At 63.9% G+C, this 15077-nt stretch carries 12 protein-coding genes; all 12 read left to right on the top strand.

Annotated features, from left to right (window positions below; translation table 11 throughout):
- Positions 1 to 10 precede the first annotated feature (10 nt).
- The 12 genes from SPBM01_RS01560 to SPBM01_RS01615 all read left to right on the top strand — a co-directional run bounded on the left by SPBM01_RS01560 (position 11) and on the right by SPBM01_RS01615 (position 15073).
- Positions 11 to 1246, top strand: coding sequence for an amidohydrolase family protein (locus SPBM01_RS01560; RefSeq protein ID WP_188063700.1), 1236 nt, complete (start codon positions 11 to 13; stop codon positions 1244 to 1246).
- Between the two features lie 22 nt (positions 1247 to 1268).
- Positions 1269 to 2771: a bifunctional 3-(3-hydroxy-phenyl)propionate/3-hydroxycinnamic acid hydroxylase gene (locus SPBM01_RS01565; protein ID WP_188063701.1), complete on the top strand. Its 1503-nt coding sequence runs from the start codon at positions 1269 to 1271 to the stop codon at positions 2769 to 2771.
- Positions 2768 to 3199, top strand: a complete 432-nt coding sequence (locus SPBM01_RS01570) for a GlcG/HbpS family heme-binding protein (RefSeq protein ID WP_188063702.1) — start codon at positions 2768 to 2770, stop codon at positions 3197 to 3199. The genes SPBM01_RS01565 and SPBM01_RS01570 overlap by 4 nt, the downstream gene beginning before the upstream one ends.
- A complete protein-coding gene (locus SPBM01_RS01575; protein WP_188063703.1) occupies positions 3196 to 4104 on the top strand; it encodes a VOC family protein in 909 nt (302 codons plus the stop codon). The genes SPBM01_RS01570 and SPBM01_RS01575 overlap by 4 nt, the downstream gene beginning before the upstream one ends.
- Positions 4104 to 4934, top strand: coding sequence for a fumarylacetoacetate hydrolase family protein (locus SPBM01_RS01580; protein ID WP_188063704.1), 831 nt, complete (start codon positions 4104 to 4106; stop codon positions 4932 to 4934). Before SPBM01_RS01575 ends, SPBM01_RS01580 begins: the two co-directional genes overlap by 1 nt.
- Before the next feature lie 43 nt (positions 4935 to 4977).
- A complete protein-coding gene (locus tag SPBM01_RS01585; protein ID WP_188063705.1) occupies positions 4978 to 7209 on the top strand; it encodes a TonB-dependent receptor in 2232 nt (743 codons plus the stop codon).
- A 76-nt stretch (positions 7210 to 7285) separates the two neighbouring features.
- Positions 7286 to 8137 carry an alpha/beta hydrolase gene (locus SPBM01_RS01590; protein ID WP_188063706.1) on the top strand — a complete coding sequence of 284 codons (852 nt, stop codon included), beginning with the start codon at positions 7286 to 7288 and terminating at the stop codon, positions 8135 to 8137.
- A gap of 17 nt (positions 8138 to 8154) precedes the next feature.
- Entirely contained in the window at positions 8155 to 9471 is a 1317-nt protein-coding gene (locus SPBM01_RS01595; RefSeq protein ID WP_188063707.1) for a family 1 glycosylhydrolase, read from the top strand.
- 13 nt (positions 9472 to 9484) lie between these two features.
- Complete coding sequence (locus tag SPBM01_RS01600; protein WP_188063708.1) at positions 9485 to 10393, top strand: alpha/beta hydrolase; 909 nt, start codon at positions 9485 to 9487, stop codon at positions 10391 to 10393.
- Positions 10390 to 10809 carry a hypothetical protein gene (locus tag SPBM01_RS01605; protein ID WP_188063709.1) on the top strand — a complete coding sequence of 140 codons (420 nt, stop codon included), beginning with the start codon at positions 10390 to 10392 and terminating at the stop codon, positions 10807 to 10809. Before SPBM01_RS01600 ends, SPBM01_RS01605 begins: the two co-directional genes overlap by 4 nt.
- Complete coding sequence (locus tag SPBM01_RS01610) at positions 10806 to 11735, top strand: alpha/beta hydrolase (RefSeq protein WP_188063710.1); 930 nt, start codon at positions 10806 to 10808, stop codon at positions 11733 to 11735. Before SPBM01_RS01605 ends, SPBM01_RS01610 begins: the two co-directional genes overlap by 4 nt.
- Positions 11736 to 11752: 17 nt before the next feature.
- Positions 11753 to 15073: a glycosyl hydrolase gene (locus SPBM01_RS01615; protein WP_188063711.1), complete on the top strand. Its 3321-nt coding sequence runs from the start codon at positions 11753 to 11755 to the stop codon at positions 15071 to 15073.
- Positions 15074 to 15077: the final 4 nt, after the last annotated feature.

A 15077-nucleotide genomic window follows, 5' to 3' on the forward strand; every position in this document is an offset into this window, starting at 1 on the left:
AGAGCGCGCCGTGCGGCAATTAATCCGCAATATCAGGATATTCGATGGCACCGGCAGCGCGCCCGCGCCCGGCGCTGTCCTGATCGAGGGCGATCGCATCGTTGCCGTGCTTGCGGATGATGCGGAGACTGTCCATCTCGCTGTCGACTTTGTGATCGACGGGCAGGGCGGCACGCTGATGCCCGGCATGGTCGATTCCCATACCCACCTGACCTGGGGCAGCTCGGTCGAGAAAATCTATCACCAGTTCATTCTGCCCGCCGACGAATTGAAAGTCGCGGCATGGCGCAATGCCCGCGTGCTGCTGGACCATGGTTTTACCAGCGCCTATTCGGCTGGCGCGCTGGGCGATCATATCGAACCCGAACTGGCCCGCGCCATCGCGGCTGGTGAAACCCCCGGCCCGCGCCTTGTCCCCTCCACGCTGGAACGCAGCCCGGAAGGCGAAGAGGGCGTCGAAACCGGCGACGTGTTCAATGGCCGTGGCGCGCAGGCGATGCGCGACTTCGTCGCCTATTGCGCGGATCAGGGCGTCCAGTCGCTCAAGTTGGTGATTTCGGGCGAGGATGCGTTGAAGCCTGGTTCGTCGGGCGACATCCTCTACACCGACGAGGAAATGCAGGCGGCGGGCGAAGCCGCAAAGGAAGCCGGTCTGTGGATCGCCACTCATGCCTATTCGCCCCGCGCCATCCAGCTTGCGCTCGAAGCGGGTGCGCGCATCCTTTATCATTGCTCCTTTGCCGATGAAGCTGCGATCGACGCGATGGTCGCGCACAAGGACCAGATTTTCTACGCGCCCGGTCCCGGCGTTTCCGTCGCTGCGCTGGAAGCCACCCCGCCGCCGCACATCAACATGGCGTCGATGAAGGCAAGCGCGGCGGAGCGGCTGGAACTGGAAGCGGTGCTGGTGCCGGAATTGAAGCGGCGCGGCGTGCGCGTGCTGATCGGCGGCGACTATGGCTTTCCGTTCAACCCCAATGGCCGCAATGCCCGCGACCTGGAGCATTTCGTCACCCGCTTCGGCTTTACGCCTGCTGAGGCGTTGAGCGCCGCGACGATGCTGGGCGGGCAGTTGATGGGGCTGGACGTGGGGCAAGTGAGGCCCGGCTATCTCGCCGACCTGTTGCTGGTCGATGGCGACCCGACGCAGGACGTGACGATCATGCAGGACGCTAGCCGGATAAAGATGATCATGCAGGGTGGCAAATTGCACAAAGCCCCCGTCACCGAGCCGGTAACGGCCTGATACCGCCACAAGAAAGACGATCATGTTCGATGTTGCGATTATCGGCTGCGGGCCGGTAGGGGCCTTTGCGGCCAATTTACTGGGCAAGAGCGGCCTTTCGGTCCTGGTGATCGAGCAGGAAGCCAATCCTTATCCGCTGCCCCGCGCGGTGCATCTGGACCATGAAATGATGCGCCTGTTCCAGTCGGCCGGGGTGATCGACGCGGTCGCGGACGACATGCGCGATACCGAAGGGCATCTACATGTCGGCGCGGACCATGGCGTCATCAAATATATGGGCACGGTCGGGCGCGCCCGGCCGTTCAGCTGGTCCAACGACTATTTCTTCTACCAGCCCGAACTGGAGCAGCATCTGCGCGATGCGCTGGCGGCCCATGCCACGGTCGAACTGCGTTTGGGCGTCGGGTTCGAGGGACTGGCGCAGGACGGCGAAGGCGTCACGCTGCACCTGACGGGTGGCGACACGGCGCGGGCGCGCTATGTCATTGCCTGCGACGGTGCGCGCAGCGCGGTGCGCAAGGCGTTGGATATTCGCCTGGACGATCTGGATTTCGAGGAACCCTGGCTGGTGGTCGATGCCGAAGTCGACGGTCCCGTGCGCTTCCCCGACCTGTCGGGCGTGCCGGAAGCCGCCGATCTGCAAAAGCTGTCCGTGATGATGTGCGACCCCAAACGCCCGGCGACGATCGTGCCGGGGCGCGGCAATCACCGTCGCTGGGAATTCATGCTGCTGCCCGGTGAGGATGACCAGGCGATGATGGAACCACATAATGTCGCCGCTCTTGTCGCGCCCTACCTCTCCGGGGTGCCGCACAGGATCGTGCGCGCGGCGACTTATCGTTTCCATGGTCTGATCGCCGAGCGGTGGCGGATGGGCGGCGTCTTTCTGGCCGGCGATGCAGCGCACCAGACGCCGCCCTTTTTCGGGCAGGGCATGTGCCATGGGATGCGCGACGCGGCCAATCTGGCCTGGAAGCTGGCGGCGGTGGTCAAGGGCGAAGCGCCCGACGCCCTGCTCGACAGCTATCAGCCCGAACGCGATCCCCATGTCCGCGCGGTAATCTCCGCCGCTGTGGGGGCTGGCCGCTATATCTGCGTGCTGGACCCGGCGATCGCCGCTGCCCGTGACGCGGACATGCGCGAAGCCGCCAAGGCGACGCAGCAAGGCACCGCCGCCGACCTGATCCCCGCCATATCGACCGGCATCGTGGCGCTTGGCACGGCGGGGGCAGGTGAACGCTTCATCCAGCCGCGCGTCGGCGGCAAGTTGCTGGACGATGTGACAGGGGGTGGCTGGCGGTTGTTTGCGCGGCACACCGTCGCTGCGCCCGGCGATGTGACGGTCGTTGCGCTCGATGCGCTGGACGATGGCGGCGCGATTGCGGGCTGGCTGGATGCGCGCGGGGCCGATGCTTTGCTGCTGCGTCCCGACCATTATGTTTTCGGCACGGGCGAACCGGCGGACCTGATCGCGCTGCGCGACGCGCTGATCGCCGGAAGTGTTTCTCAGGAGATTGCGGCATGACCCTTACCCTTGCCCAGGCACGGACCATCATCGACACGGCATTGGCGCAGCCGCGCGGCGACAATGCACCCGCACTGGCCGTGGTGGTGCTGGACGCTGGCGCGCACCCGGTCGCCTTCGCGCGCGAAGATGGCGCGAGCCTGTTCCGCTTCGACATCGCCAAGGCCAAGGCGACGGGCGCGCTGGGCATGGGGGCGGACACGCGCGTCATTGCCGGGCGCGCGGCCAACAACCCGGCCTTTTTTCAGAGCGTGGTGGCCGTCACGGGCGGCCAGCTTGCCCTGTCACCCGGCGGCGTCCTGATCCGTGATTTGGAAGGTACGGTGATTGGCGCCGTCGGGATCAGCGGCGACACCGGCGATTGCGACGAAGCCTGCGCCATTGCGGGCATCTTGGCCGCCGGTCTGACCCATGGAGACGCCAAATGAAGTTGCGCAGCATCGAATTGTCGCTGCCCGGCGCGGCGGAGGCTGCGGCCTTTCTGACCGACATATGGGGCATGGCCCCGGCGGCGGTCGAAGGGGCGACGCATTATCTGCGCGGGTCGGGCAGCTTCCCCTATCTGGTGGCGCTGGAGGAATCGGCGGATTGCTATGTGCGCTCCACGACCTTCGTCTGCACCGCAGACCGGCTGGAACAGCTCAAGCGCTCGGTCAGCGCAGCGGGGCTGAATGCCGCGCCAGTGGTGTCGAAAGACTTGGGTGGCGGTCATGGCATCATCGTGGAACTGGCGGAGGGCGAATTGCTGCGCTTTCTGGTCGATGCGCAGGAAGTCGCGCCGATCGAAGGGGCTGACCTGCCGGTCAAGCTGACCCATGTCGTGTTCAACAGCGCCGACGCGGAAATGACCGGCCATCTGGTCGAAGATGCGCTGGGTTTTCGCGTGTCGGACCGGACCAAGGGCATGGTGTTCGTGCGCTGCAACGATTCACATCATTCGACGGCCTTTGCCCGTGCGGGCATTTCCAGCCTGAACCATATCGCGTTCGAGATGGAAGATCTGGACGCCGTGATGCGCGGCATCGGCCGCCTGCGCGATCAGGATATGGCCCCGGCATGGGGTCCGGGCCGCCATGGTCCCGGTGCCAATGTGTTTGCCTATTTCATTGCCCCCTTCGGCCCGGTGATCGAATTTTCAACCGCCGTGAACAAGGTGCCTGACGATTATCAGGCAGGCGCACCGGACGATTGGACCTGGCCTGCCAGGCGGATCGACCAGTGGGGCATGTCCGACAAAGATTTCGACGGCCTGCGCGCCGCCGAGGAGAAATTCCGCCACCGCCGCGATTGGGAACCCCGTTCGCTGGACGTCCTGACAGAGGGAAATATCTAATGCGTTATGTCAGCTTCCGCCGCCCTGACGGCACCGCCAGCTTCGGCCGCCTGAACGGCGAAACCATCGTCGAACTGGCGAGCGACGCCGTGCCGAGCCTGAAGGCCGCGCTGACCGATGGCAGCCTGGCCATGCTGGCCGACGGTGCCAGCTTTGCCGCCGCCGATGTCGTGCCTTTGCCGGTCATTCCCGATCCCGCCAAGATCCTGTGCGTGGGCCTCAACTATGCCGAACATGTCAAGGAAACCGGGCGCGAGCAGAAAGCGCATCCCGCCATTTTCGTGCGCTATGCCGACAGCCTGATCGCCGATGGCCAGCCGATGGTGAAGCCGAGCGTGACCGAGCGTTTCGATTATGAAGGCGAATTGGCCATCGTGATCGGGAAGCCGTGCCACAAGGTCGCGGCTGCCGACGCCATGGCCTATGTCGCGGGCTATGCCTGTTTCAACGACGGGTCGGCGCGCGACTGGCAGCGCCACAATATCCAGTTCACGCCGGGCAAGACTTTCCCCGGCACCGGCGGTTTTGGCCCGGCATTGGTGACGGCGGACGAAATTGCCGATCTGGGCGCGCTGCGCGTGCAGACGCGGCTCAACGGCGAACTGGTGCAGGATCAGGCGGTCAGCGACATGATCTGGGATATTCCCACTGTCATCGAATATATCAGCGCCTTTACCCCGCTGGCCCCCGGCGACGTCATTGCCACCGGCACGCCGGGCGGTGTCGGCGATAAGCGCACCCCGCCACTTTACATGAATGCCGGGGACAAGGTGGAAGTCTCGATCGGCACCATCGGCACGCTGACCAACCGCATTATCGACGAAGCATAATCAACCAATAGACGATCCAATTATAAGAAGGGGAGGAGTTACCATGCGTAAGTTCAACATCACCATTGCGGCGCTCGCCAGCGCGAGCGCCATCGCGCTGACCGCACCAGCCATGGCGCAGGACGCCGCGCCGCAGGCCGCGGCAGAGGATGCCGATTCCGACATCATCGTGACGGCCCAGCGTCGGCAGGAAAAGGTTACGGCGGTTCCCATTTCCATTACTGTCGCCAGCCAGGCGCAATTGGAACGGCAGCAGGTCAATAACCTGAACGACCTGAACCGCATTGCCCCGGCACTGGAAATCCAGTCGGCCCCGGCCCAGAATACCGGCGGTGGTGGCTCCATTCGCGGCATCGGTACGCAGAGCTTCTCGCCCGGTGCAGTCGCTTCGGTTGGCGTCGTCGTCGATCAGGTGAGCCAGGGCAACGCGAATATCTCCGACCTGTTCGACGTGTCGCGGATCGAAGTGCTGAAGGGGCCGCAAGGCACGCTGTTTGGCCTCACCACATCGGCAGGCGTCATCAACATCACCACCAACGCGCCCGATCCGACCCAATTCAGCGGCCGGTTGCGCACCGAATTGTCCGATCAGGGAACGGCGGGTTCCAAATATGGCCAGCAGGTCATTCAGGGCGTGATCAACGTGCCGGTCAGCCCCACCAGCGCGCTGCGCGTGTCGGGCATGGCGAACCTGCGCCAAGGCGTGAACCGCAATGCGACCACAGGCGATTGGAACGACGTCAACCGATATGCCGTGCGTGGCCGTTACCTGTGGAATGTGACCGAAGACCTGACCTTCAACCTGCTGGGTGACTGGTCGAAGGGTTCGGCCGAAAATGGCGGCGACTTCTTCACTTTCCTGTCGAACACTGACAGTAATACCTTGTTGCTCAATAGCTGCGGTATCAAACCAGGTGAAGGCAACCAGAATTACTGTCTGGGCGCGGCCAACGCATTCAGCAGCAAGTTTGAAGGCTGGGGCGGTTCGGCGCAGCTGGAATATGATGCAGGGCCGATCGCGCTGACCTCCATCACTTCCTATCGCAAAAACGAGACGAGCAACACAGGCGGCAATATCTACCGCGCGGATTCGCTCGCCTCGACGCTCAGGAGCGGTGCGACCGGCACGAACATCCGCCTGTTCACGCAGGAATTCCGCGCCTCCTCACCCAGCAATTCGACGTTTGAATATACGGTCGGTGCTTTTTATTCGAACCAAAAGACGGTGCAGCAGCCTGAGCGCTTTACCATTTCGGTTCGTTTGCCCAATGGCGTCGTGATCCGTCCGGTGGATTCGCCCGGTGCGCTCAATGAAATCACCGATGAATCGCTGGCCGTGTTCGGTCAGGGGACGCTGCACGCGACCGACAGCCTGCGCGTGATCCTGGGTGGTCGCTATACCGGCGGTCGCCTGTCGCTGGACCGCACCGATGCGGGCAACGGGGCCAAGAGCTTCCAGATCCTGAATGTCGATCGCATATCGTGGCGCACGGGCCTGCAATATGACATCAACCGTTCGCTGATGGCCTATGCGACCGCGTCGCGCGGCTTCAAGGGCGGCCAGATCGCGGTGCCGACCGCGCCGTTGCTGCCCTATGTCGTACAGCCCGAAGTGCCGATGTCCTACGAAGCGGGGATGAAGGCGACCCTGTTCGGTGGCGCGGTGATGGACTTCAGCCTGTTCTATAGCAAGATCAAGAACTTCCAGGCGCAGGAATGCACCGTCAACCCGGTCACGACCCAGCTTGTCTGCGCCCAGACCAATATCGACGGGGTCAAGACGCGCGGTGCCGAACTCAATCTGTTCGGGCGCATTTCGGACCGTCTGTCGCTGAATACCGGGTTCATCTATACAAAGGCTACCTATCCGGCCGGGATGCGTGGAACGGATTGGTCATCGACCAACAATTCCATCATCGGCGGCACCCAACTGGCCTATTCGCCGCGCTACAAATTCACCCTGTCGGGCGAATATGAGCAGCCATTGACGGCGGGCCTGAACGGCTTCCTGGCGGCGGACACGATCTGGAAGTCGCGCGTGCGTTATCAGAACACGTCGCGGGCCGAAGAAACCTTCCGTTCGCACTGGACGGTCGGCGGCCGGGTGGGCGTGCGTAGCGAGGATGAACGCTATTCGGCGGGCTTGTTCGTGCGCAACCTGTTCAACGTCAACGAACCTTCGCTGCTGCAAAGCAACTTTGGTTCGGGCGTCGGCGCGATCTATGGGCCGCAGTCCTTCCGTCAGGTGGGCCTGCAACTCGACGCGAAATTCTGATGATAAAGGGGCATGGCGGCGTGTTTTGCGTCGCCATGCCCTGTTCGTTTGAACCGGGGCGGCTAGGATATAGTGCATGAGCGACATCAGACACGTTATCGCCGCGATGGGGACGGGGCTTGGTCCCGATGTGCTGACGCAATGCCGTGCATTGTTCGACGCGGAACAGAGTATTTTGCAGGCGGCCGTGCGAGTGATGCAGAGCGACGTCGCCTATGGCCCGCATGAGCGGCATCGGCTGGATATCTACGCGCCGATGGATGCGGCTGGTCCTGCGCCGGTGCTGGTGTTCGTGCATGGCGGCGGGTTTCTGAAAGGCGATAAGGGCGGGACCGATGCCTGGCCCAACGCCAATGTCGGGCGGATGGCGGCGCAGGCGGGGTTCGTCGGCGTGGTCATCAATTATCGGCTGGCCCCCGACCATATGTGGCCCTCAGGCGCGCAGGATGTTGCGGCGGTGGTTGCATGGCTGAAAGACAATGTTGCGCAGCATGGCGGCGATCCTGACCGGATCGTGCTGGCGGGAACATCCGCAGGCGCGGTGCATGTTGCGGGCTATCTCAAGCTGGCGGGGGACAAGGATATTTGCGGCGCGGTGCTGCTGTCAGGCCTGTACGGCTATACCCCGCTGGATGACCGCGATCTGGCTTATTATGGCGACGCGGCGCTTTATCCCGAACGGATGCCGATGGAGGCGGTCGCCGCGACCACGCTGCCGTTGCTGGTTGCGTGCGCGCAATATGATCCGCCACGTTTTCAGGCGGAGTTTGTCGGGCTGATGCAGGACCGGCTGGCCCGGCACGGTGCCTTGCCGCGCGCGGTCATCATGACCGGGCATAATCATTATACGATGCCGATGCATCTTGGCACCGCCGACCGGCGGCTGGCCGATGAAATAAGCGCCTTCGTGCGCGACATAACCATTTGAACATAGGAGACGATGTGATGCTCGATCGCAGGACGATGCTGGCGGCTGGAATGGCGGCGGCTGGCGCAATGGCAGCGCCAGCGATTGCCGCGCAAAAGGCGGCGGCAAACCCCGCTTTTCCCAAGGGTTTCCTGTGGGGCGTGGCAACTGCGCCGCATCAGATAGAGGGCAATAATGTCGCCAGCGACCTGTGGTTTCTGGAAAATCAGCAGCCGACCATTTTCGCCGAACCTTCGCGCGATGCCTGCAACAGCTTTGCGCTGTGGGAAACCGACCTGGATATCGCGAAGAATCTGGGCCTGACCTGCTATCGCTTCGGCATCGAATGGGCGCGGATCGAGCCGGAAAAGGGCTTGTTCAGCCAGGCGATGCTGGACCATTATCGGGCGCTGATCGAAGGTTGCCGGGCGCGCGGGTTGGCCCCGGTGGTGACGATGAGCCATTTCACATCGCCACGCTGGTTCAGTGCGCAGGGCGGGTGGACCAACCCGGAAAGCGCGGAATTGTTTGCGCGCTATTGCGACCGGGCGATGCGGGCGCTGGGCGCGAGCATCCATAGCGTCATCACTTTCAACGAACCCAATATCCTGTTGCTGCTGAAACCCATGTTGCCGCCGCAGGTGTGGGAAATCCAGAAACTGACGCTGGAAACGGCGGCCAAACGGCTGGGCGTGCCGAAATTCATATCCGCCAATGTCGCAGGGCTGGACGATCTGCCCGCGCTGCAAAAAGGGCTGCTCGCCGCGCACAAGGCGGGCAAGGCCGCGATCAAGGCGGTGCGCCCCGACCTGCCTGTCGGCTTTTCGCTGGCGATGATGGACGATCAGGCGGTGGGCAAGAATAGTATGCGCGACGCGATGCGGCAGGAACTCTATGGTGCGTGGCTGGAGGTCGCCAAAGCCGATGATTTCATGGGCGTGCAAAATTACGAGCGCGCGCTGTGGACCGACAAGGACCGGCTGCCCGCGCCCAAGGGATCGGTCGTCAACTGGGGCGGCACCGAAGTCTGGGCGCCGTCGCTGGCAGGCGCAGTGCGTTACGCCCATCAGGCGACGGGCGTGCCGATATTGGTGTCCGAACATGGTGTCGGCACCACAGATGACAGCATCCGTCAGGCATTCATTCCCGCCGCACTCGCCGACCTGAAAAAGGTGATCGACGATGGCGTGCCGGTGCAGGGATACTGCCACTGGTCGCTGCTCGACAATTTCGAATGGATCTTTGGCTATAAGGTCAAGTTCGGCCTGCACAGCGTCGATCCGGTAACGTTCGCACGCACTGCCAAGCCCAGCGCGGCCATCTATGGCGCAATCGCGCGCCGCAACGCACTGTAAGGAGAGCGACGCCATGAAGCGCATCATTTTCGCCGCCATGCTGGCCTGCGCCGCGCCTGCTTTGGCCCAGCCGCCAGCGCCGACGGCAGCGACCGCGCCAAAGGAATCCGGCGCGATTCCGCTCTATCCCGCCGATGGCCCGGCGCGCGCCGATGGCGAAAACTGGGTGCGCTTTGGCCCGCATTATGCGGTGCGCAACGTCACTCGCGCGACGATCACGCCGTTCCTGCCGGACCCGAAGAAAGCGACCGGAGCAGCAGTTGTCGTCGCACCGGGCGGGGCGTTCATGCTGCTGGCGATGGAGCATGAAGGATGGAATGTCGCGCGCTGGCTGGCCGACCAAGGCATTGCTGCCTTCGTCCTGAAATATCGGTTGAACCAGACCCCTGCCGACATGGCGCAGGCGTCTGCCTATATGGGCAAGCGCATGGCGGATTCGCTGCGTGATCCAGCCGCGCCGCCCACGATCAGCGAACCGCGCGCGACGCAGGATGCGCTGGCCGCGCTCAAAATGATCCGCAGCGGCGCGGCAGGCTGGGGCGTCGATCCGCAGCGGGTTGGCATGATTGGCTTTTCGGCGGGCGCGATGACGACGATGAACGCGGCGCTGGAGGGGCAGGGGAGCGATCTCCCGGCCTTTATCGGTTATATTTACGGCCCGATGCTGGCGCGCGCCGTGCCAGCCGATGCGCCGCCGCTGTTCGCCGCCATCGCCAATGATGACAGCCTGTTCCCCAATCCCGGCTATGGCATCGTCGAATCCTGGCGCAAGGCCGCGCGCCCGGTCGAACTTCACGCCTATGAACGGGGCGATCATGGCTTTGGCGCGGGCAAGCCGGGGACGACGACGATGGGCGTGCTGCCGCAATTTCGCGACTGGATGGCGATGCGTGGGTTGCTCGGCAAGCCGGTCGCGCCATGACCCTGTCGATCCGGCGGGAGGCGGGGATCAGTTTTGGCATAAACGCCGCGCTGAGCCTCGTCTTTTTCGTGGCCGTGTTCGGGCTGAAGATGCGCGCCCTGACCTGGGGCGTGCCTGATGCGCTGGCACTGGATTTCGTGCCGCAAAGCATCGCCGTTTCTTTGATGAGCGCGCTGGTTCCGGCGCTGATCGCGCGCAAACGGTTCGCTATGGCCATCGGGCTGCGGCCGATCATGTTGCGCGCCATCACTTTCGCGCTGGCAGGCGCGTTGCTGGGTGGGCTGATCGCTTTTCTGGCGGGCAGCGCTGCCTTTCCCCCTGTTCAATTGCCCTTCGCGCTGGCACTCAAGCTGATCTACGGCGGATCGCTCGGCGCACTGATAACAAGCCTGACATTGCAGAGGATGACCCGATGAAATTGCTTTCCCTGACTTTGGCACTGGCCATTGCGACGCCCGTTTTGGCGCAACCCAATGTTAAGATGGACAGCGTGCCAGCGCCCGACCAGAGCGCGGCGATCGCGCTCTATCCCAACCAGCCGGCAGTCAAGGCGGGGCAGGATGAACAATGGTCGCGGATGCAGGTGACGATCGGCACCAACGCCATGGACAATGTCATGGTCCGCAATGTCGTGCGGCCGACCATCACCCCCTATCTGCCCGATCCGGCCAAGGCGACCGGCGCCGCCGTCATCGTTGCGCCTGGCGGGGCTTTCCTGTCGCTGTCGATGACGGGGGAAGGGAGCGACGTTGCGCGCTGGCTGGCCGATCATGGGGTCGCAGCGTTCGTCCTGAAATATCGCCTGAACGAAACACCGCGCGACGACCGGGCGTTTCTGGGCGTCATGGGCGCGCGTTTCGCCGATGCGGCCAAGCCCGGCGCGGTCCGCACGATCGAAGAACCGCGCGCGACGCAGGATGCGCTTGCCGCACTGGCGATCGTGCGCAGCCGCGCGGCGGCCTATGGCATCGACCCGGCCCGCACCGGCATGATCGGTTTTTCGGCGGGCGCGATGACGACGCTGAACGCCACGCTGGAGGGGAAGGGCGATCAACGGCCCGCCTTTATCGGCTATATTTACGGCCCGATGACGGATGTCGCCGTGCCAGCCGACGCGCCGCCGATGTTCAGCGCGATTGCGATGGACGATGGCCTGTTCAAGCGGCAGGGCTTTGCCATTGTGGAAAGCTGGCGCAAGGCGGGTCGCCCGGTCGAACTGCACGCCTATGAACGGGGCGATCATGGTTTTGGCGCGGGCAAGCCCGGCACCACGACGATGGGCCTGATGCCGCAATTTTTCGCCTGGATGGAGGCACGCGGCCTTCTGGCCAAGCGTCCCTGATTTCAAGGATCCTCCCCATGCCCAAATCCTTCCGCCTGGCTGCCCTGCTGGCTTGCGCTGCCTTTGCCTCGCCATCGCTGGCCGACGATCTGGCCGACGGGTTCAAAAACCCGCCCCAGTCGGCACGCCCGCGCGTGTGGTGGCACTGGATGAACGGCAATGTGACCAAGCAGGGGATCGACAAGGATCTGGACTGGATGGCGCGAATGGGGATTGGCGGGGTCCAGAATTTCGACGCCAACCTGATGACGCCGAAAATCGTGCCGAACCCGCTGACCTATATGACCGACGGTTGGAAGGATGCGTTCCGCCACGCGGTCAGGACCGCCGACGCCAAGGGGCTGGAATTTGCCATCGCGGCATCGCCGGGCTGGAGCGAGACGGGCGGGCCGTGGGTGAAGCCCGAAGATGGCATGAAGAAGCTGGTCTGGGCGGAAGCGGACCTGCGCGGGGGGCAACGGGTCAAGGGCGCGCTGCCCATGCCGCCTTCCGTCATCGGTGCCTTTCAGAGCGGCGGATCGCATGAGGCGCAGGACAGTTTCCTCGACAAGGGCAAGGCCGTTGCGCCGCTGTATCGCGATGCGCGGGTGCTGGCCTATCCGTTGCAGGCGGTGACTTTGCCGCGCCCTGTGGCAACGCAGACGGACGGCAAGCCAGTGGCGATCGACGCGCTGATCGACGCCGATCTGGAAAGCGTGGCCAAGCTGTCGACCGGCACCGATGCGCAGCCTGACGCGCTTACGCTCGACTATGGCAAGGCGGTGACGGTACGGGCGGCGACGCTCTATATCCCCAATGCCAAGCCGCCTTTCCGCGACCCGGCCTATCAGCCGGTGCTGGAAGTCGAGCGGGACGGCCAGTGGCACAGGCTGGGCGATTTTCCGCTGGGCGAAGCCAGCACGACGATCGGCTTCGATGCCGTCACCGCGCGCCGCTTCCGCCTCGTCCTCAGCCCCAATACAGGCCCGAAATCGCCGGGGCTGGAGGAAGGTGCGCCGGGCGCGATCCAGATCGACATCTTTGCTCAACCCAAGACGCCGACATTGGCGATCGGCGACTTCCGCCTGCATGGCGATGCCAAGCTGGACCGTTTCGAGGCGAAGGCGGGCTATACCATCCTGCCCGACTATGGCGTGTTGAAGCCGGTGGGCAATGGCGACGCGGTCGATCCCGCCAAAGTCATCGACCTGACCGACCGCCTGCGCCCCGACGGCACGCTGGACTGGACCGCGCCCAAGGGCAGCGACAGGCGGATCGTGCGCATGGGCTGGTCGCTGACCGGCAAGACCAACCATCCCGCCACCCCCGAAGCGACCGGGCTGGAAGTCGACAAATATGATGCCGCTGCCGTGCGCCGTTATCTGGAAACCTATCTGGGCATGTATCGCGACACCGTGGGCGCGGAGTGGATCGGCAAGAAGGGCATAAGCGCGCTGCTGACCGACAGTATCGAGGTGGGCGCGGCCAATTGGACCCCGCGCATGGTCGAGGAATTTCAGGCGCGGCGCGGCTATGATCCGGTGCCGTTCCTGCCCGCGCTGACCGGAGCCGTGGTTGGCTCACCGGCAAAAAGCGACGCTTTCCTCTATGATTTCCGTCAGACGCTGGCCGACCTGATGGCAGACGCCCATTATGGCACGGTCGCCAGGGTCGCGCATGAAAGCGGTCTGACCGTCTATGGCGAGGCGCTGGAAAATGGCCGCCCGGTGCTGGGCGATGACCTTGCCATGCGGTCCCATGCCGACGTGCCGATGGCGGCGCTGTGGACGTTCAACCGGGGTGGCAAACCGCGTCCCACGCTGATCGGCGATATGAAGGGGGCGGCGTCGGTCGCTCATATCTATGGCCAGAATATCGTGTCGGCCGAAAGCATGACGTCGGCCTTTTCGCCATGGGCGTTCGCGCCGTCGGACCTGAAACGCATCATCGACCTGGAGTTCGCGTCGGGGGTCAACCGGCCGATCGTCCATACCTCGGTCCATCAGCCAGTGGATGACAAGGTGCCGGGCCTCAGCCTCATGATATTCGGCCAATATTTCAACCGGCATGAAAGCTGGGCGGAAATGGCCCGGCCATGGGTCGATTATATGGCGCGCACCGGCTATCTGCTCCAGCAGGGGCGCGACAGCGCGGACATCGCCTATTTCTATGGCGAGGATCAGCCGATCACATCGCTGTTCGAACATGGCGTGCCGGGCGACCTGCCGACCCGCTACGCCTATGATTTCGTCAATGCCGACATTCTGACCAGCCGGATGCAGGTGGACAAGGGTGATCTGGTGGCGGGCCGGGCGCGTTACCGGGCGTTGTATCTGGGCGCATCAAGCAAAGTGATGACGCTGTCCACGCTGCGGCGGATCGCGGCGCTGGTGGAAGGTGGCGCGACTGTCATTGGTATGGCGCCGCAACGTGCGCCCGGCATGATGGATGATGCGGCGGCGTTCACGGCGCTGGCGGCAAAATTGTGGAGCGGTGGCGCGCAGGGCAAGGGGCGAGTGATCGCCAGCACCGATGTCGAGGCTGCACTGGCAGGCGCGGGCATTGGTCCCGATTTCCGCATTGCCGATGGCGCGGCGGACGCCGACTATCGTTTCGTCCATCGCAAGCTGGCCGATGGCGACCTTTATTTCGTCAACAACCGCACCGACAAGGCGGGCCGGATCGAGGCGCGCTTCCGCGTAACCGGCAAGCAGCCCGAAATCTGGCGCGCGATCGACGGCAGCGCCGCGCCGGTCGCCTATCGCACCGAGGGGGGCGAGACGGTCATCCCGTTGGATGTGGGCGCGGAGGACGCTTTCTTCGTTCTGTTCCGAAAGCCTGCGACCAGCGCCGCGCTGACTTTGCCTGCCAAGACGCGGCGCACGCTCGCCACGCTCGACCGCCCATGGAACGTCAGTTTTCAACCGGGTCGCGGCGCGCCTGCACAGGTCGAGATGGCCCGCCTGACACCGCTGGAAAGCAGCGCCGACATTGGCGTCAAATATTTCTCTGGCATCGCCAGCTACACCAGCCGCTTCACTTTGCCCAAGGGCGTGAAGCCGGGCGCGCCACTGTGGATCGACCTGGGCAAGGTCGGCGATCTGGCCGAAGTGCGGGTCAACGGGCAACTTGCAGGCACGACATGGTTTGCGCCTTACCGCATCGACATCGGCAAGCTGGCGAAGAAGGGCGACAACCAGATCGAGGTGAAGGTCGCCAATCTGTGGGTCAATCGCCTGATCGGCGATCAGCAACCCGGCGCGCAGAAGGTGACGTTCACTGCTGCGCCGACCTATATGCCCAACGCGCCGCTGCGTCCTTCGGGCCTGATCGGGCCGGTCACACTGATCGCGGAATGAAGGG

Origin of the sequence: Sphingobium sp. KCTC 72723 (assembly GCF_014280435.1) — a bacterium.
In the GTDB taxonomy this organism is placed as follows: domain Bacteria; phylum Pseudomonadota; class Alphaproteobacteria; order Sphingomonadales; family Sphingomonadaceae; genus Sphingobium.